A 17,643-nucleotide genomic window follows, 5' to 3' on the forward strand; every position below is an offset into this window, starting at 1 on the left:
GGCCGCTGCGGGCCGCCGGATGGCAGGCTGTGGCGGACGGCGGACGGATCCCGGAAACGGCCATGGAGCGGGACAAGCCCCTGTTGCTGCTGGTGGACGGTCACTCCCTGGCCTTCCGCAGCTTCTACGCCTTCGCCAAGGGGGGCGAGGGGGGACTGGCCACCAAGGACGGCGTCCCCACCAGCGTCACCTACGGCTTCCTCAAGGCCCTGCTCGACAACTGCAAGGGCCTGGCGCCCCAGGGGGTGGTGATCGCCTTCGACACCGCCGAACCCACCTTCCGCCACGAGGCGGACGCCGCCTACAAGGCCCACCGGGAGGAGGCGCCGGAGCACTTCTTCGCCGATCTGGCCAATCTGCAGGCCATCCTCAGGGACTGCCTCGACCTGCCCCTGTCGATGGCTCCGGGCTACGAGGCCGACGACGTGCTCGGCACCCTGGCCAACCGGGCGGCGGGCGAGGGCTGGCGGGTGCGGATCCTCTCCGGCGACCGCGACCTGTTCCAGCTGGTGGATGACGCGCGCGACATCGCCGTGCTCTACATGGGCGGCGGCCCCTACGCCAAGAACAGCGGGCCGACGGAGATCCGCCGGGCCCAGGTGATCGAGAAGCTGGGGGTGCCGCCCGAGGGGGTGGTGGACCTCAAGGCCCTCACCGGCGACAGCTCCGACAACATCCCCGGGGTCAAGGGGGTGGGGCCCAAGACCGCCCTCACCCTGCTCAAGGCCCACGGCGACCTGGACGGCATCTACGCCGCCCTCGACCAGCAGAAGGGGGCCCTGAAGACGAAGCTGGAGACCGACCGGGAGAACGCCTTCCGCTCCCGGATGCTGGCGGAGATCCTGGTGCAGATTCCCCTGCCCGAGGAGCCCCGCCTTGGCCTGGGGCGGGTGGACAGCGAGGGGCTGGGGGCGCGCCTGAACGAGCTTGAGCTGTTCAGCCTGGTGAAGCAGACCGAGGGCTTCGCTCGCCTGTTCTCGGCCGAGCCTCCCGAGCCCACCGCCACCGCCGCCACAATGGCCGCTCCCGCCAGCGAGCCGGCGGCGCCCGGGGAGCCCGCAGCGGCCGAGCCCAGGGCCGAAGGCGGCCTGCCCGCGCTGCAGCCGCAGCTGGTCACCACCCCCGAGGCCCTGGCCGCCCTGGTCGAGCGGCTGATGGCCTGCACCGACCCGGCGGCACCGGTGGCCCTCGACACCGAGACCACCTCCCTCAATCCCTTCCAGGCGGAGCTGGTGGGGATCGGCGTCTGCTGGGGGGAGGGCCTGGCGGACCTGGCCTACGTGCCCATCGGCCACCACAGCCCGCCCGCCGCCGACCTGCTCAGCGCGGCGCCGGCGGCGCCGGAGCAGTTGCCCCTCGATGCGGTGCTGCTGGCCCTGGGGCCCTGGCTGGCCAGCGCCGCGCACCCCAAGGCGCTCCAGAACGCCAAGTACGACCGCCTGATCCTGCTGCGCCATGGCCTGCCCCTGGCCGGTGTGGTGATGGACACCCTGCTGGCGGACTACCTGCGGGATGCCAACGCCAAGCATGGCCTGGAGGCGATGGCGGAGCGGGAGTTCGGCCTCCAGCCGACCACCTACGGCGATCTGGTGGCCAAGGGGCAGAACTTCGCCGACGTGCCGATCGAGGCCGCGGCGCTCTACTGCGCCATGGACGTGCACCTCACCCGGCGCCTGGGCGCCGTGCTGAGCGGGCAGCTGGCGGCGATGGGGCCCCGGCTGCCCCTGCTGCTGCAGCAGGTGGAGCTGCCCCTGGAGCCGGTGCTGGCCCAGATGGAGGCCACCGGCATCCGCATCGACGTGCCCTACCTGAAGGAGCTGGCCGAGGAGCTCAGCGCCGCCCTGGGCCGGCTGGAGCAGGAGGCCCAGGCGGCGGCGGGGGTGGACTTCAACCTGGCCTCCCCCAAGCAGCTCGGGGAGCTGCTGTTCGACACCCTGGGGCTCGACCGCAAGAAGTCGCGCCGCACCAAGACCGGCTGGAGCACCGATGCGGCGGTGCTGGAGAAGCTGGAGGACGACCATCCGGTGGTGAAGCTGGTGCTGGAGCACCGCACCCTCAGCAAGCTGCTGAGCACCTACGTGGAGGCGCTGCCGGCCCTGGTGGAGCCGGAGACCGGGCGGGTGCACACCGATTTCAACCAGGCGGTGACCGCCACCGGCCGGCTGTCGAGCAGCAACCCCAACCTGCAGAACATCCCCATCCGCACCGAGTTCAGCCGCCGCATCCGCAAGGCCTTCCTGCCCCAGGAGGGCTGGCAGATGATCAGCGCCGACTACTCCCAGATCGAGCTGCGCATCCTCACCCACCTGTCCGGCGAGCCGGTGCTGGTGCAGGCCTACAACGAGGGCGACGACGTCCACGCCCTCACCGCCCGGCTGCTGCTCGAAACCGACACGGTGACGCCCGAGGAACGGCGGCTGGGCAAGACGATCAACTTCGGCGTCATCTACGGCATGGGGGCCCAGCGGCTGGCGCGCGAAACCGGCATGGGCCAGGCCCGGGCCAAGGAGTTCCTGAGCCTCTACAAGCAGCGCTACCCGAAGGTGTTCCTGTTCCTCGAGCTGCAGGAGCGGCTGGCCCTCAGCCGCGGCTATGTCGAGACGATCCTGGGGCGGCGGCGGCCGTTCCAGTTCGATCCCGGCGGCCTGGGCCGGCTGCTGGGCAAGGACCCGCTGGAGATCGACCTGGAGGTGGCCCGCCGCGGCGGCCTGGAGGCCCAGCAGCTGCGGGCCGCCGCCAACGCCCCGATCCAGGGCTCCAGCGCCGACATCATCAAGCTGGCGATGGTGGGCCTGCAGCAGGCGCTGACGGCGTCGGGCCTGCCGGCCCGGCTGCTGCTGCAGGTGCACGACGAGCTGGTGCTGGAGGCGGCGCCGGAGGCGCTGGAGGAGGTGCGGGAGCTCACCCGCCGCACCATGGAGCAGGCGGTGCAGCTGCTGGTGCCCCTGGCGGTGGACACGGGCGTGGGGCCGAACTGGATGGAGGCGAAATAGCCGCTCGAAGGTAGGCTGCGCGCGAGCTCTGCCTCCGCCATCGATGCCCCAACCGGTGCGGGTGCTGCTGACCGGCCGCCATGGTCAGCTGGGACAGGCCCTGCTGGCCCGTGTGCCCGCCGGCATCGACCTGATCGCGACGGGCCGTGATGCCCTGGATCTGGCCGACGCCGACGCCTGCCGGGCGGCGGTGGCGCAGCACCGGCCCGACTGGGTGCTCAACGCCGGCGCCTACACCGCGGTGGATCGGGCCGAGGCCGAGCCTGAGCTGGCGGAGGCGGTCAACGCCGGTGCCCCCGGGGCCTTCGCCGAGGCCCTGGCCGGGACCGGCGGGCGGCTGCTGCAGGTGAGCACGGATTTCGTCTTCGACGGCGGGCAGGGCCATCCCTATGCCCCGGAGCAGGCCCTGGCCCCCCTGGGCGTCTACGGCGCCACCAAGGCCGAGGGGGAACGGCGGGCGGCGGCGGCCCTGCCGGCCGAGCGCCTGTGCCTGCTGCGCACCAGCTGGGTGTACGGGCCGGTGGGGGCGAACTTCTGCCTGACGATGCTGCGGCTGCACCGGGCGAAGGCCGCCGCCGGCGAGCCCCTGGGGGTGGTGGCCGACCAGGTGGGCTGCCCCACCGCCACCGCCGGCCTGGCGGAGGCCTGCTGGCGGGTGATCGAGCGGGGGGTGAGCGGGCGCCACCACTGGAGCGACTGCGGCGCCGCCAGCTGGTACGACTTCGCCGTGGCCATCGGTCTGCTGGCGGCGGCGCGGGGGCTGATCCCCGCCCCGGCCCGGGTGCGGCCGATCACCACCGCCGACTACCCCACCCCTGCCCGGCGCCCCGCCTATTCGCTGCTGGATGCCACCACCACCCGGCACGCCCTGGCCCTGGAGGGGCAACACTGGCAGGCCGCCCTCGCCGAGGTGCTGGCGCGGATTCCCCTGCCCCAGGCCTGAACACCCCTGAACCCGTCTCGCCCCATCCCGATGGACCCCTATCCCTCCCTCGACCTGCCGCTGCTGCTCGCGGGCCGTCGCCGCATCCTGGTGACCGGCGGCGCGGGCTTCATCGGCGGGGCGCTGGTGCGGCGGCTGCTGCGGGACAGCACGGCGACGGTGTTCAACCTCGACAAGATGGGGTATGCCAGCGACCTGCTGGGCATCGCCAACACCTTGGCGGATCTGGGGCCGGCGGCGGAGCGGGCCGACGGGCCGCGCCACCGGCTGCTGCAGGTGGACCTGGCCGACGGGGAGGCCACCGCCGCCGCGGTGCGGCAGGCCGATCCGGATCTGGTGCTGCACCTGGCCGCCGAGAGCCACGTCGACCGTTCGATCGACGATCCCGGTGCCTTCCTGGTCAGCAACGTGATGGGCACCTACCACCTGCTGCAGGCGGTGCGGGCCCACTGGGAGGGGCTGCCGGCGGAGCGGCGGGAGCTGTTCCGCTTCCACCACATCAGCACCGATGAGGTGTTCGGCTCCCTGGGGGCCACCGGCCGCTTCTCGGAGACCACCCCCTACGACCCGCGCAGCCCCTACTCCGCCAGCAAGGCGGGCAGCGACCACCTGGTCCAGGCCTGGCACCACACCTTCGGGCTGCCGGTGGTGCTGACCAACTGCAGCAACAACTACGGCCCCTGGCAGTTCCCCGAGAAGCTGATCCCGGTGGTGATCCTCAAGGCCGCCGCCGGCGAGCCGATCCCCCTCTACGGCGACGGGGCCAACGTGCGCGACTGGCTGTACGTGGAGGACCACGTGGAGGCCCTGCTGCTGGCCGCCACCAGCGGTGAGGTGGGCCGCAGCTACTGCGTCGGGGGCCACGGCGAGCGCACCAACAAGGAGGTGGTGCACGCCATCTGCACCCTCCTCGACGAGCTGCGGCCCGACGGCTCCCCCCACGCCGGCCTGATCACGCCGGTGGCCGACCGGCCGGGCCACGACCGGCGCTACGCCATCGACCCGGCGCGGATCAGCAGCGAGCTGGGCTGGCAGCCGCGCCACGACTTCGCACAGGGCCTGCGGGCCACGGTGCAGTGGTACCTGGAGCACGACGACTGGTGCACCAACGTGCGCAGCCGGGCCGGCTACGGCGGCGGCCGCCTGGGCCAGGCGGGTGCCGGCGCGGGAGCGGGCCATTGACCCTGCGGCTCACCAACACCCTCAGCCGCCGCTGCGAGCCCTTCGAGCCGCTGGTGCCCGGGCAGGTGTCGATCTACTGCTGCGGCGTCACGGTCTACGACCTGTGCCACCTGGGCCACGCCCGCAGCTACATCGTCTGGGACGTGCTGCGGCGGTATCTGCAGTGGAGCGGCTATGCCGTCACCTTCGTGCAGAACTTCACCGACATCGACGACAAGATCCTCAAGCGGGCCGAGGAGGAGGGCAGCTCGATGGAGGTGGTGAGCGAACGCAACATCGCCGCCTTCGAGGCGGACATGGCCGCCCTGCACATCCTTCCCCCCGACCGGATGCCCCGGGCCACCCGCAGCCTGGAGGCGATCCGGCAGCTGATCGGTGAACTGGAGGCCAAGGGGGCGGCCTATTCGGCCGATGGCGATGTGTATTTCGCGGTGATGCGCCAGGCCGGCTACGGCAAGCTCAGCGGCCGCACGCTGGAGGAGCAGCAGGAGGGCGCCAGCGGCCGCACCCGCGAGGCGGAGGAGGCCCGCAAGCAGCACCCCTTCGATTTCGCCCTCTGGAAGGGCACCAAGCCGGGCGAACCCAGCTTCCCGTCGCCCTGGGGGCCGGGCCGGCCGGGCTGGCACATCGAATGCTCGGCGATGGTGCGGGAGGAGCTGGGCACCACGATCGACATCCACCTGGGCGGCGCCGATCTGATCTTTCCCCACCACGAGAACGAGATCGCCCAGTCGGAGGCGGCCAGCGGCCAGCCCCTGGCCCGCTTCTGGCTGCACAACGGCATGGTGAATGTGGGCGGCGAGAAGATGTCCAAGTCGCTGGGCAACTTCACCACGATCCGTGCCCTGCTGGAGAGCGGCGTCAGCCCGATGACCCTGCGGCTGTTCGTGCTCCAGGCCCATTACCGCAAGCCGCTGGACTTCACCGCCGAGGCCCTGGCGGCGGCCGCCAGCGGCTGGAAGGGACTCGACGCCGCCCTGGGGCTCGGGGTGCGCCACGGGGCGGCCCTGGGCTGGGGGGCCGCCGAGAGCGCTGCGGTGAGCGCCGCGGACATCGGCGCCGAACTGGCCCGGGCCCGCGAGCGCTTCGCCGTCGCCATGGACGACGACCTCAACACCTCGGCGGCGCTGGCGGTGCTGTTCGAGCTGGCCCGGCCCCTGCGGGCCCTGGCCAACCGGCTGGAGCGGGGCGACCCCGAAGCCGGGGCGGCCGGAGAGGCGGAGACGCTGGAACCCCGCTGGCGGCTGCTGGCCGAGCTGGCCGGTGTGCTGGGGCTGGAGGCGGAGGCGGCGAGCAGCGCGGCGGACGGCACGCCGGCCGAGGCGGCGGCGGCGGAAACGGCGATCCAGCGGCGGATCGAGCAGCGCCGGGCCGCCAAGGCCGCCAGGGATTTCGCCACCGCCGACCGCATCCGGGCCGAACTGGCCGCCGAGGGCATCGAACTGATCGACCGGCCCGGCGGCGTGACCGACTGGGTGCGGAGCTGATGAGCGACGACATCCGCTGGCAGCAGAGATTTTCGAATGACTGCCGGGCGCTGGAGCAGCTGGAGTCGTTCTTCGATCCACCCGAACTCAACGCCAGGGAACAGCAGGGGTTGATCAAGGCCTTCGAGTACACCTTCGAGCTGGCCTGGAATACGTTGCGTGATCTGCTGCGAAGCCAGGGCAACGAGCTGCTGCTCGGTTCACGGGATACGTTGAAGGAAGCGTTCCGTCTGGGCCTGATCCAGGACGGGGAGGCCTGGATGCTGATGATTCAGGACCGCAATCTCACCAGCCACACCTACAACCGTTCCACCGCCGACGCGATCGCCGGACACATCGGCCAGAGCTACCTGGCCTGCTACCGGCAGTTGCGGGCCCGTCTGGAGACGCTGCAGCAGGATCCGCCGCCATGAGCCCCCAACCCTCCACCCCACCGATCGGGGCGATTCCCGGCATCCCTGAACGGGCCCAGCAGCGGCTGCAGCAGGTGTTCGCCAACCAGGCCCACCTCGACGCCGTGTGGCTGTTCGGTTCGCGGGCGATGGGACGCCACCGGGAAGGATCCGACATCGACCTCTGCCTGGAGGGCCCCGAGCTCAGCCATCAGGACCGCCTGCGACTGATGGCGGCGATCGATGAGCTGCTGCTGCCCTGGAAGGTGGACGTGGTGCTGCGCCAGGAACTGCCGGCGGATCTGGAGGCCCACCTGCAGCGCGTCGGTCGTTGCCTCTGGAGGCGGGGCTGAACCGATGGCGACCGTCTCGGTGGTGATCCAGTTCTTCGAGGACTTCGACTTCATCGAGCGGGTGGTGGAGCGGCTGGCCTGGGCCGACGAGATCGTGGTGAACGACGGGCCGTTTCAGTTCACCCGGGAGCTGCTGGAGCCGCTGGTGGGTCGCGATCTGGCGCAGCCCTCAGCGCGGGCGGCCGGCCTGTTCGCCCTGCTGGCCCGGCGGCTGGGGGTGCCGATCCACTACCACCACGGCGTGTTCGCGGGCGAGCGGGAGAAGCGGATCCACGGCTACGGGCTGGCGAAGGGCGATGTGGTGCTGTCGGTGGATGCCGATGAGCTGCTGCTGCTGGAGCGGCAGGCGGTGGAGTCCTTCTGGGCCAGCCCGGCGGTGGTGGCCAGCTTCGACTGCGTGAATTTCACCTATCTGAACCTGGTGGGCGGCAAGGCGGGCAGCCCGCTGGTGGCCCGCAAGCCGTTCGCGTTCAAGCGGGAGGCGATCACGGCCGAGCACCATCTGGATTACCTGTGGCTGGTGGGGGTGGAGCAGCAGGCCGTGGCCAGCGAGGACTTCCTGCCGGAGGCCCTCTGCGGCGGCGCCCACCTCACCACGGTGCGCAGCGCCTACGGGGCCAGCATCAAGTTCGGCTTCTACAACTGCCTCTATTTCCATCTGCACGGGGAGCGGGGCCTGGAGGGCAGCTTCCAGGCGGCGCGGCAGTTCTTCGCACGGGGCAGCTTCGATGCGGCCGCCCAGGCGGAGGTGTACGGCCGGGCGATGGCCGATGCGATCGGCTTTCCCAATGAACAGCTGTTTCGAAGGGCGACAGCCCCGGAGGTGCCCGAAGCGATCCTGCAGGTGGCGCAGGAGGCGGCCGCCGCCTACAACCACGGCCTGCCGCGGCAGAGGTTGAACGGCCGGCTGGTGCCGGGGGTGCCGCTCTATGCCCTGATGGCGCCGGGACAGGGCTGGCGGGTGTCGCTGGCGATCGCCGGCGAGGCGCGGATGCGGGTGCTGCCGCTGGCGGTGGACGGGCCGCTGCTGGACCTGGGCCGGCCGGCCCTGGAGAAGCGTTGGACGGCGGAGGCGCTGAAGCCCCAGGAGGTGCCGCCAGGGGCTGAGGCAGCGGCTGGGGGCGGCGAGCGGATCGGCGATCTGGTGGAGCTGCTGGTGTGGAGCGGCGAGGACGCGACGGCCGCCTGGGCGGGGGCGTCGCTGGTGCCGCCGTTCAGCCTGCAGGTGTTGGATCCTGGGGGCGCTGGGCCATGAACACCAGGATCCAGGGGATTTCGGCGCCGACGATGCCGTAGGTGGGGGAATGGATGGCTTCGATGCGGGGATCCTCGAAGCCGGCCTCGCGCAACTGATCGAGAAATTCCCAGCCGGGAATGCGATAGACGAGAGACCCCTGCTTCGGCTGCACGGGATCGCCGTGGAATTCCGGTTCGGCCAACAGTTCGGGCTCCTGCTCCCGGCCGCGATGCACGGCCTTCAGCGTGGATTCGGCCTGGCCGTAGGCGAAGGGCACCGTGCCGAGAAGGGAGCCGCCGAGTGCAAGCACCCGATGCATCGAGCGCAGGGCGGCCGGCAGGTCGTAGACGTGCTCGAGAATCTCGTTGCAGATCACCGCATCGAAGCGGCCCTTCTCAAAGCTGAGGGCACAGAGGTCCTCGTGATGCAGCTGCTGGCGGCGGGGATCCTGGGGATCGGGAAGGTATTCGCTGCCCTGGTAGTGGGGCACCAGATCCCGCAGCCGCTGGGCGAACGGGGTGATGGCCTCCGGGCAGTAAAGCCGCAGGTCTTCGAGCAGGGGCAGGCGGCCCGCTTCGATCAGCTGGCGCAGCAGCAGCAGCACGGCCCGCTGGCGCGACACCAGACCCCCGTGCTGCAGGCTTTCGCGAAAGTTGGTGCCCTGCAGCTGAAGCTCGCCGGCCGCAATGGGCAGGTCGTTGAGGGGATCCTGGATGCCGTTGAGGGCCATCAGTCGCAGGCTGGTGCGCACCTGGCGGTCGAGGTCGCCCCACTGGGCCTCGAAATCGCGCTGGAACTCCGCCTGCTGGCGGTAGGTGCGCTGCTCGAGGAACGGAGATGCCAGGGGCACGGCGCCGGGGGAGAGCACGTCCTCACGGTACCGGGAGCCTTCCAAGCTGACTGTCGCGGATGGCTCGACGTGGCGGTGCAGGGCTTCTAAGCTCCATCCGATGAGTCAGACGAGTGCCCCCGCCAGTGATCCAGCGGCTCTGGCCGCCGAGAATGCGAGCCTGAAGGGCCAGCTGGAAGAGGCGCGCGACGAGGCGGAACTCAACCTGCTGCAGCTGCAGCAGGTGCAGGAGGAACTGGAGTTCTACTTCCTGGCCAGCCAGGAGCTTCAACAACTGCTGGAGCAGCACCGGCAGGAAGAACGGCGGGCGGAAGTGCTGATCGCGGCCTTGCTGGAGCGGATCGAAGCGGCCGGGGGCTGAATCCCCCCGGCCTTCAGCCCTCCAGCGCGAAGCGGGCTTCCGCTTCGCCGATGCTGCGGGCAAAGCGCTGGAGTTCCTGGCGGCAGGCTTCGATGTCGAGGTTCGCACCTGCCGGCTCCGGAGTGGCCGGGTGGAGGGGGATCCCGCTCCGGGCCGCGGCCTGCGCCAGGAACCGGGCGAAGGGAAGGGGCCCTGATTCCCCGGCCGGATCGGTGGCGGTCGCTGCCGCTGGAGCCGCGGCGGCTTCGGCCTGCCGCAAGAGGGAACGCAGCGGCTGCCACTCGGGATCCTCGGCCACCAGCCGCTGCACCAGGGGCAGGGCGGCGGGGATGTCGCCCCGATCGAGCAGCTCCCGGACCTGCCGGACCCCCGCCCCCCGCCGGGCCTCGCGGCGCCGCTGGCGAAACACCTCGGCCAGCTCGGAATCCGCCCGTGCCAGGGCCTGGCCCCAGTGATCCAGGGCCAGGGCGATGGCGCCGCTGTCGAGGGCCTGGCGGGCGGCGATGTCCCAGTACCAGGGGCTCGTCTGGATGTCCGGGGCGGCCGTGGTGATCCAGCCGGCAGAGCGCTCGGTTGCGCCAGCCGCCAGGGCGAGATCGGCCGCCTTGATGCGGGCATGGGACCAGTCCGGCCGCATGTCGGTCAGGACACCCCAGAAGCGCAGGGCCTGGCTCGGGCTGGCCTCGATCTCCTTCTCCGTCACCAGGGAGGCCAGGAAGGGCTCGATCGGTTCCGACAGGGCCTCCCCGCGGCGGAGAAGCAGGGCCAGCTCATCCAGGGACGGACCGTCGAGCACCACCGTCCAATCCAGCTGCGCCGATCGCCGCCAGGCCGCCTCGAGGACACGGGGGTCGCCTGCGCGCCAGCGGCGGATCCAGGACGCCAGCTCCCGCACGCCAGCGCGATGCTCCTCGGGGGTGGGGGCCGCCGGCGCGGCAGGAGCGGGCCAGAGGCCCCACACATCGGGGACCAGGGCGAGGGAGGGATCAAGCCGATCGGCCTCGAGGAAGGCCAGATCCGCCTGGTGGGGACGGCCTGCGAGCAGCCAGGCGGCACTCACTTCCAGCGCCAGCGCGGCATCCCAGTGGGGCGAAGCATGCAGGCGCCGGACCCAGTCCTGCAGCTGCTCCGCCAGGCTGTAGCGGCCCAGCCAGCGCAGCTGATCGATGCAGTCGGATCGGGCACCCGGGGGATCGCTCTGAAGCTGCTGCCGCAGTTCCGCTGCCGTGGGCCAGAGCGCTTGGTCCAAGTCCAGACATTCGCTGCAACCATTGTGCGACGCCCCACGATGGGATGCATCGGAGTGGAAGAGGGGAATCGGATGGGCCGGGTGGTGATTGTGGATCCGGCATACGCCAGCAGCGTGGGACACCATGCCGATGTGAACGCGCTGCTGCTGAAGGGTCTGGCGCAGCAGGGATGGGCGGCCGAGTGCTGGGCCGATGGGGCGGTGGCCGCCGAAGGCTGCCGAGGGGTGTTCAACGGATGCGGCTACCTGGACCCGCGCCACTGGGCCGACCTGGGCGGCACGGTGCATCTGGCCAGACGGGTGGAACAACAGCTGCTGGCCGAACGGGATCGGCAGGCGAGCGAGAGCTCCCAGCCGCCGGCCGCGTGGGTGATCCACACAGCCCTGCCATTCCAGCTGCTCGGCCTGGCCCGCGCCCTGCGCCGGATTCCCGCCGCCACGGTGGTGGTAAGCCTGATGTTTCCTCCCGGAGAAACGCTGGGGAAGGACGAACCGCAGGGGGCCGCCACCGGCAACTGCCGTGTGGCCCTGGGGGCCTTGGCGCAGGCGGTGAGCCAAGGGGGCCATCGGCTGCGGCTGGAACTGCCCAGCCAGCAGAGCCTGGAGCTCCATGCGCCGCTGCTGGCGGCGGCGGGTCTGGCCTGCAGCGGCCTTCACCCGGCGGTAGTGGGAGCCGGCCTGCCGGTGGCACCGCCCGCGGCCGGACGACCAGCGGCGGCCCCAGGCCGGCCGCGGATCCTTTTGCACTGGGGAGACCTCAAGCCCGGCAAGGGGCGCCGAGAGGCCCTCGAGGTAGTGAAGCAGCTGCTGGGCGGGGGCCCACTGCCACCGTCGCTGGAGGACGCTGAATGGCTGTTCCAGCTGCACAGCCAGAATCCTCTCGCCGGGGCGGAGCTGGGCAGCCTCGAACGGGCCCGCGAGCTGCTCCCCCGGTTCCGCTGGCTGAACGAACGGGTGCCGATGGAGCGGATGCAGGACCTGCTGGCCGGTTGTGACGTGGCCCTGCTGGCCTACGACCCCGTCCACTACCGGCACCGCAGCTCAGGGCTGCTGTGGTGCTATGGCGCTGCGCGGCTAATGGCCGGACAATCGGCCGCTGTGGTGGGCCGGGCAGGTGGATGGCTGGAACGGGAGGCCAGTAACCTGGGTATGAAATGGCGAAGCGGAAGCGACGGGGACTGGCTCGAGCATCTGGCAGCCGCTGCTGTAGCGGGAGCGGAAGCGGATAACGGCCATTTCACAACCTACGGCCGTTGGGTGCTGGGTGAGAGCTTCGCGGCCTACGTGGCCCAGCTGATCACACATGACGAAGCCAAGTAGATGGGTGGCCGCCATGGCCGAGATAGTCGCTCATCCATGGTCCTATGGCGGGTTGGGTAGTCAACGACACCAATTGAAAGCTGGAAGAATGTGCCAAGGGCTACTTGATCACAACCACCAAAAGCGCTAGCCGTGATGGGCTCCACAAGTCAAAAAGGCCAGCCACGTGGACCAAGCCCACCCCATCAGGACATTAACCGAAAGCTCTAAGGTTTCTTCTAGGAGATCCCCCTGATACAGCCCTCCCCTTCAGCCCAAGCGGCCTGTATAAGTAGCTGGGAGAAATTCCCGTAGGGCCAGGCTTTCGTGCTGCAAGGTCATTGGATGCAAATCTGCACCATCAAGCTTTTCCGCCATCGAAGTCGATGGGAGGAGGACATTCGCAGGGCCGGCGTCATCCGCTGTGGCCTTATCAGCCTTGGTGTGGCTCTCAATGATGAGGCTTGGGGCTTATGCAAGATCAGGCCATTCAGTGGCAGCGGTGCACTTCCACCATTGCTCCGGCCCTAGAGAGAACGCGCTTGCTCAACACGCTGGAGGATGCGATTCAGCTAGGTATGGGCACTATTGAGAATGCCTTCAGACAGATGATTCAGGACCTGCGAGACCCGACCAGGGTTGTGGCACTGGCGACAAGCCTCAAACAGCACACCCTGGTGATACTGGGATGACGCCAATGGTCTTGCGGCTTTATGAGCTTCCCGGCCTTCCAGGCTACGGGCTTTACCGGTTCACGCTTAAGCTAGGGCCCCCGCGAGACGTTAGAAATGCAAGGAAGTTCACTGCACAGCCAATCAATCGGCTTCTTACCATCTCGACCATCGATCTTGACCTGAAAGCGAGTTCTCTCAGTCGAGGGAATCAGTGGCAGCTAATGGCAATCGTTGAGCAACCTCTGCGTCTCTGGTCATTGGCTTGGGGCCTAGTACAGGAGGGACCGGCATATCTTCAGGTCCTTCAGAAACGGCTGGAACGTTGCTCCTGGAGACTGCATTGATTGGAACGATGATGAACAACGAATGGCGCGGCTGTGGGGTTTCGAATCTACTTCATGTGCAGACGGAACTCCCAGAGTTGCTTCTGCTGCGAGAACTCCAAGTCAACTTTCAGAGACGAGGGGTATGGCCGCATGTTACATCATCAAGAAAGCCACGGATACATCCAGTCAACAGGAGCGGTGGCATGCACATCAACGTCAGACATCTCGCTTCCCGCGGTCCCAAATCACAATCTGTCCATCCGAAACAAACACCTGAGGAAGGTGATAGACAATGAGCCTCAACACCAAAGTTTCGATTGTCACCGTAACCTATAACGACTCTTGGCAGCTGCACAAGACTGCCAAGTCAGTCTCTTCTCAGACCTGGGAGAACATCGAATACATTGTTATCGATGGAAAGTCTCAGGATCAAACACATAAGCTATGCAGCTTTTGGCAGTCGCAGGGGTTACTAGCAACGATAGTGTCAGAACGAGATGAAGGCATTTACGATGCCATGAATAAGGGCATCAACAAAGCGACCGGCGATATCATTACATTTTTGAATACCGGCGATGTATATGCCCACAGCATGGTGATTGAAGAGGTAGTCGATCATTTCCATAAGCATCAATGTGATGCACTGATTGGCTGGGGCACAGTTGGCGAGCAGGTCTGGGCGACCTGGCTTACTGACATACCTGCAGCAAGAATGTCGAGCCTAGGATTCTGCCACCAATCTCTATTTATCACATCGGAGGCAATAACAAATGAACCGTTTGACAGCCGCCGAGTCAAAACAGATAGCGACACCATTCAATTCGCAAATCTGATTAAGAAAGGAAAGAGAGTCAACTTATTGATGGAAGTCCTTTCTCATCGATCACCCAGTCTTGGAGTGTCCGCCTACTCGCCCAAAAGCACCGACTCGGTGACACGCACACTGACCGAATACTATGGATACAACACAATAGAGGCAGAGTCGATCATCAACTTCAGGCGGAAGTGTAAAGATGAAGAGAAGGCAATTAAGTTACTTAACCGTGACAATCAGAGTCCTTGCTCAGAAGAAGGCAGGCGTGATCTGGCAATCATGATACTTGACACCATTCATATGCGTCAGTCGGTGGGACTAAGTGAAGACAAGATCAAATCACTTGCCAGTCACTCAATCAAAACACTTGGCAAGTCATTAGGCTATCCCGAAGCTTGCAAAATCATCGGGCAGCTTACGACTGCCCAAAAAGTTAAAGCAGAGTACGTGGAGGCAGTTAGGTCCAGAGCCACCAAGCTTGGGCAGATGATACAACGCCAAAGGAAGACCTACGAAGGCAACGGATCAACTCAGGGTTCTTCTACTCTAGCACAACGTGTTTGCATATCCGAAAACCAATTACCAATCGTCTCACTCACTTCGTTTCCAGCCAGGATTCGTAGCGTTGATTGTGTAGTTCGCTCCATCCTTCAACAAACAGTAAGCCCAAAGCATATCTACTTGACTTTGGGGCGCGATGAGTTCCCCTCCAAAAGCTACATCCCATCACAACTGCGTGATCTTGAGGGAGATCTGTTCACTATCGTGTTTACTGATACCACACATCATAGCTACGATAAGTACATCCATCTTCCGGACCAGACTGGTGATGTATGTATTGTTGATGATGATGTCATCTATAAGCCAATAATGCTTGAGCTATTGCTCACAGCACGCCGAAAGCACCCAGAAGAAGTCATTGCCAATAGAGCCCACCAGATTAGATTAACAGACGATGGTACACAGATTGCTCCGTACAAGACATGGAAGCAAGAAGTCATCTGCATGCAGCCCAGCCATCAGCTTCTTCCCACAGGAGCGGGAGGTGTTCTTTATCCAGGAAGTGTAATCACATCCAATGAAGCAAGAAATAAAGAGCTTTTACTTGCATTGGCACCGTACGCAGATGATGTTTGGCTGAAAGTCGTCTCTTTGCTTCATGGCAGACGTATAGTGACCACAGACGCATGCAGTGAAAAGGGCGGATGGTACATGGAATACACACCAACCATGAAAGAAGGAGCATTGCACTCAATCAACGTTGACCGAGGCCTTAATGATCTGCAGATCAGTCTTAGCTTCAATTATCTTGCAAAGATGGGCATAGGTATTCGGTCAATCACAGACAACCACTCAACTGTTCATCCAGAGGCAGCATGAAGAACCTGATCATTCAGACTCCCAATGAAGACGGAACTCTTATAAATAGCATTCCATTGATACAATCGGTTCTAAAGTCAAAACAGGCACTTGAAGTGAACCTCGAAGAGCCAGACGGATACGGATTAAGGATCGTAGATTTGGATACAACCCCTGGTATGGGAGTCAAGCTGATAGGGGAAACCTCAATCGGCTGTAAGAAAGGACTGTGTTCGTTAAAACGTGGCAATCCACTTATCCCTTCAGTTTTGCGGATTCAGAGAATACGTTTCTCGCATCAAGCGCTAATGTCGTTTAGAAAAGACAAAGCAATTGCCGGCTGGGTAGCAAGAAATTTGTTTATGCACTTGCGGCGGAAAGGGCCGATAGATATCTGGGCACGAGATCAGAGAGATGGGGCTCACGCCAACCCACACAACGCCATTCAATTCACATCAAGGTATTGCTGGTTTCTAAAGGATTGTTTTGATGAACAAGCCTGGAACTCAAGATCCCGAGAGGCGTTAATTGAGTTGTCATCCGTTATTGGACTGAATCTATTCACTGATCGATTTGCGATGCGTGCCAGTCAAGAGCTAAGTCGGACCTTGCTACCACCTAACCAACACCTTCAACAAGAGCTTGAACTCAAGGTCGAAATCTCCCGTCATCTCGCTACATCAGTCATCTGGAAAGGGGTGTAATGAGAGTTATCAGTTTTGATTCGCACTGGCAAGAACCTGCAAAGACCGAGAAAGCGGCCTATAAAGCAATCTGTAAAGAAGGTATTAGCTATCTCAAGGAGTATACATACTTTGCATTTCCATGGGCATCTTTGATTGATGCCTTTCAAGCGAAAAGCACGAATCGGTGGGAACTCTTGGCCGCTCTGCGGCACGCAAGCCAAGATATACCACGCGCTTCCAGAGTCGTTACGGTATGCCAGCATATTTATGCTTTCAACTACATAGAGTTGTTTGCCAGCATCGGAGTTACTGATCTGTTTTGGCCTCACAAGCTACTAAAGATATCTAGACTCGGGGGCGTCAACCTTTACCCATTTCCTCTTTACCCTGTTCAAGAATGCCCAAACGAGATTATCGACAAGCTTGACAGAAAGTACATTGCATCGTTTATTGGAGCCTTCAATCCCAAAGTTTACCTGACCGAGATCAGACAGTCAATCTTTGACTTGCAAGATCAAGAAGATGAGATACTGATTATCAAGAGAGATGCATGGCATTATGATAGAGCAGTTTATGCTGAGCAAGTGCAAGGCATCAATGCATCTCAAGCTCAGAGAACTGAAGAAGCAAAAAGGGAGTCTGAATATAGGGAATCGCTCCGCGACTCCTGGTTCTGCCTGTGTCCGTCTGGGTCTGGTCCAAACTCAATTCGCATTTTTGAAGCTTTATCTTATGGATCTATTCCAATCGTGTTAGCAGACGACCTAGATCTCAGCTATTTCCCCAAAGAACTTAGCCAATCAGTCCTTGTGCGGCCAGACAGCAAAGAAGCACTCTTATCCGTGATCAAGGAGATCAAGACAACTATGACAATTGAGAATTACCGAGATCTCTCGTCAAAATGCAAAAGCTTATACCCAGAGGTGGCACCCAAGAACTACGCAAAGATTATTGGTTTGAATCTCAGAGCTACTTGAAAGGCTGCGACATCACGTCACTACTTATTGAGCCTGGAGTGTTCGTATCATTATACAGCTAGCGCACTACTCGAGAAGAGTCATAGCATTAAGGGGTCTCCTCACATCACTAAACCCTAATTGTCACTTCATTGAGGATAAAAGGCTTGCATCAGGTTCCCCTTACATGGCCTTGTCGTCCGAGGCTTTGTTGATCGTTATCGCCTTGAATTGACGTACATCCATTCTCATTCTTCACGCCCCTTTGTACAAACAATGTTGGACCGATGCTTAGACTGTATCTTCGACCTTCACGAGTCCCTTACAACTCGAGCAGGATCTCATTGCTTGCGATTTAGTGCTGAGTCAACAGTCGGCGACATATGTCATAGACTTCGTTCACTAGGCGGCTGCTGAAAAATTCGGCAAGCCGCGGGAGAATGTCCCAACGGCATTGAGCGGATGCGCGGCCAGCAGGAGAG

The 17,643-nt window shown here is 64.3% G+C and carries 14 protein-coding genes; 12 read left to right on the forward strand and 2 right to left on the reverse strand.

All coding sequences use genetic code 11. From position 1 onward, the window contains the following. Positions 1-62: 62 nt before the first annotated feature. The 7 genes from polA to L107_RS12725 are packed head-to-tail and all read left to right on the forward strand — an operon-like array spanning position 63 to position 8,605. A complete protein-coding gene (gene polA, locus L107_RS12695; RefSeq protein WP_159819314.1) occupies positions 63-2,993 on the forward strand; it encodes a DNA polymerase I in 2,931 nt (976 codons plus the stop codon). A gap of 43 nt (positions 2,994-3,036) precedes the next feature. After that, positions 3,037-3,936 carry a dTDP-4-dehydrorhamnose reductase gene (gene rfbD, locus L107_RS12700; RefSeq protein WP_159819316.1) on the forward strand — a complete coding sequence of 300 codons (900 nt, stop codon included), beginning with the start codon at positions 3,037-3,039 and terminating at the stop codon, positions 3,934-3,936. Between the two features lie 30 nt (positions 3,937-3,966). After that, a complete protein-coding gene (gene rfbB / locus L107_RS12705; protein ID WP_159819318.1) occupies positions 3,967-5,118 on the forward strand; it encodes a dTDP-glucose 4,6-dehydratase in 1,152 nt (383 codons plus the stop codon). Then, positions 5,115-6,605: a cysteine--tRNA ligase gene (cysS, locus tag L107_RS12710; protein ID WP_159819320.1), complete on the forward strand. Its 1,491-nt coding sequence runs from the start codon at positions 5,115-5,117 to the stop codon at positions 6,603-6,605. The genes rfbB and cysS overlap by 4 nt, the downstream gene beginning before the upstream one ends. Then, entirely contained in the window at positions 6,605-7,018 is a 414-nt protein-coding gene (locus tag L107_RS12715) for a nucleotidyltransferase substrate binding protein (protein WP_159819322.1), read from the forward strand. Before cysS ends, L107_RS12715 begins: the two co-directional genes overlap by 1 nt. Then, positions 7,015-7,350, forward strand: a complete 336-nt coding sequence (locus L107_RS12720) for a nucleotidyltransferase domain-containing protein (protein WP_159819324.1) — start codon at positions 7,015-7,017, stop codon at positions 7,348-7,350. Before L107_RS12715 ends, L107_RS12720 begins: the two co-directional genes overlap by 4 nt. Positions 7,351-7,354: 4 nt before the next feature. After that, a complete protein-coding gene (locus L107_RS12725) occupies positions 7,355-8,605 on the forward strand; it encodes a hypothetical protein (RefSeq protein ID WP_159819326.1) in 1,251 nt (416 codons plus the stop codon). Here L107_RS12725 and L107_RS12730 read toward each other — a convergent pair. Next, positions 8,565-9,482 (reverse strand): class I SAM-dependent methyltransferase, encoded by a 918-nt coding sequence (locus L107_RS12730; RefSeq protein WP_159819328.1) that lies wholly within the window; start codon positions 9,480-9,482, stop codon positions 8,565-8,567. The two genes, L107_RS12725 and L107_RS12730, sit on opposite strands and share 41 nt — an antisense overlap. A gap of 55 nt (positions 9,483-9,537) precedes the next feature. Here L107_RS12730 and L107_RS12735 point away from each other — a divergent pair, with 55 nt between their 5' ends. Beyond that, positions 9,538-9,798, forward strand: a complete 261-nt coding sequence (locus L107_RS12735) for a hypothetical protein (protein WP_159819330.1) — start codon at positions 9,538-9,540, stop codon at positions 9,796-9,798. Positions 9,799-9,811: 13 nt separating this feature from the next. Here the strand turns inward: L107_RS12735 and L107_RS12740 are convergent, their stop codons facing one another. Next, positions 9,812-11,047, reverse strand: a complete 1,236-nt coding sequence (locus L107_RS12740) for a hypothetical protein (protein WP_159819332.1) — start codon at positions 11,045-11,047, stop codon at positions 9,812-9,814. Between the two features lie 39 nt (positions 11,048-11,086). On the opposite strand from L107_RS12740, the gene L107_RS12745 reads away from it, so the two are divergent. From L107_RS12745 to L107_RS12760, 4 genes are all read left to right on the forward strand, one after another. Beyond that, positions 11,087-12,367 (forward strand): hypothetical protein, encoded by a 1,281-nt coding sequence (locus L107_RS12745; protein WP_159819334.1) that lies wholly within the window; start codon positions 11,087-11,089, stop codon positions 12,365-12,367. A gap of 1,271 nt (positions 12,368-13,638) precedes the next feature. Beyond that, positions 13,639-15,540: a glycosyltransferase gene (locus L107_RS12750; RefSeq protein ID WP_159819336.1), complete on the forward strand. Its 1,902-nt coding sequence runs from the start codon at positions 13,639-13,641 to the stop codon at positions 15,538-15,540. Then, positions 15,537-16,223 carry a hypothetical protein gene (locus L107_RS12755; RefSeq protein ID WP_159819338.1) on the forward strand — a complete coding sequence of 229 codons (687 nt, stop codon included), beginning with the start codon at positions 15,537-15,539 and terminating at the stop codon, positions 16,221-16,223. Before L107_RS12750 ends, L107_RS12755 begins: the two co-directional genes overlap by 4 nt. Then, a complete protein-coding gene (locus L107_RS12760; protein ID WP_159819340.1) occupies positions 16,223-17,182 on the forward strand; it encodes an exostosin family protein in 960 nt (319 codons plus the stop codon). The genes L107_RS12755 and L107_RS12760 overlap by 1 nt, the downstream gene beginning before the upstream one ends. Positions 17,183-17,643 lie beyond the last annotated feature (461 nt).

The sequence above is a fragment of the Cyanobium sp. Copco_Reservoir_LC18 genome (assembly GCF_009834675.1).
GTDB lineage: Bacteria > Cyanobacteriota > Cyanobacteriia > PCC-6307 > Cyanobiaceae > Cyanobium > Cyanobium minutissimum.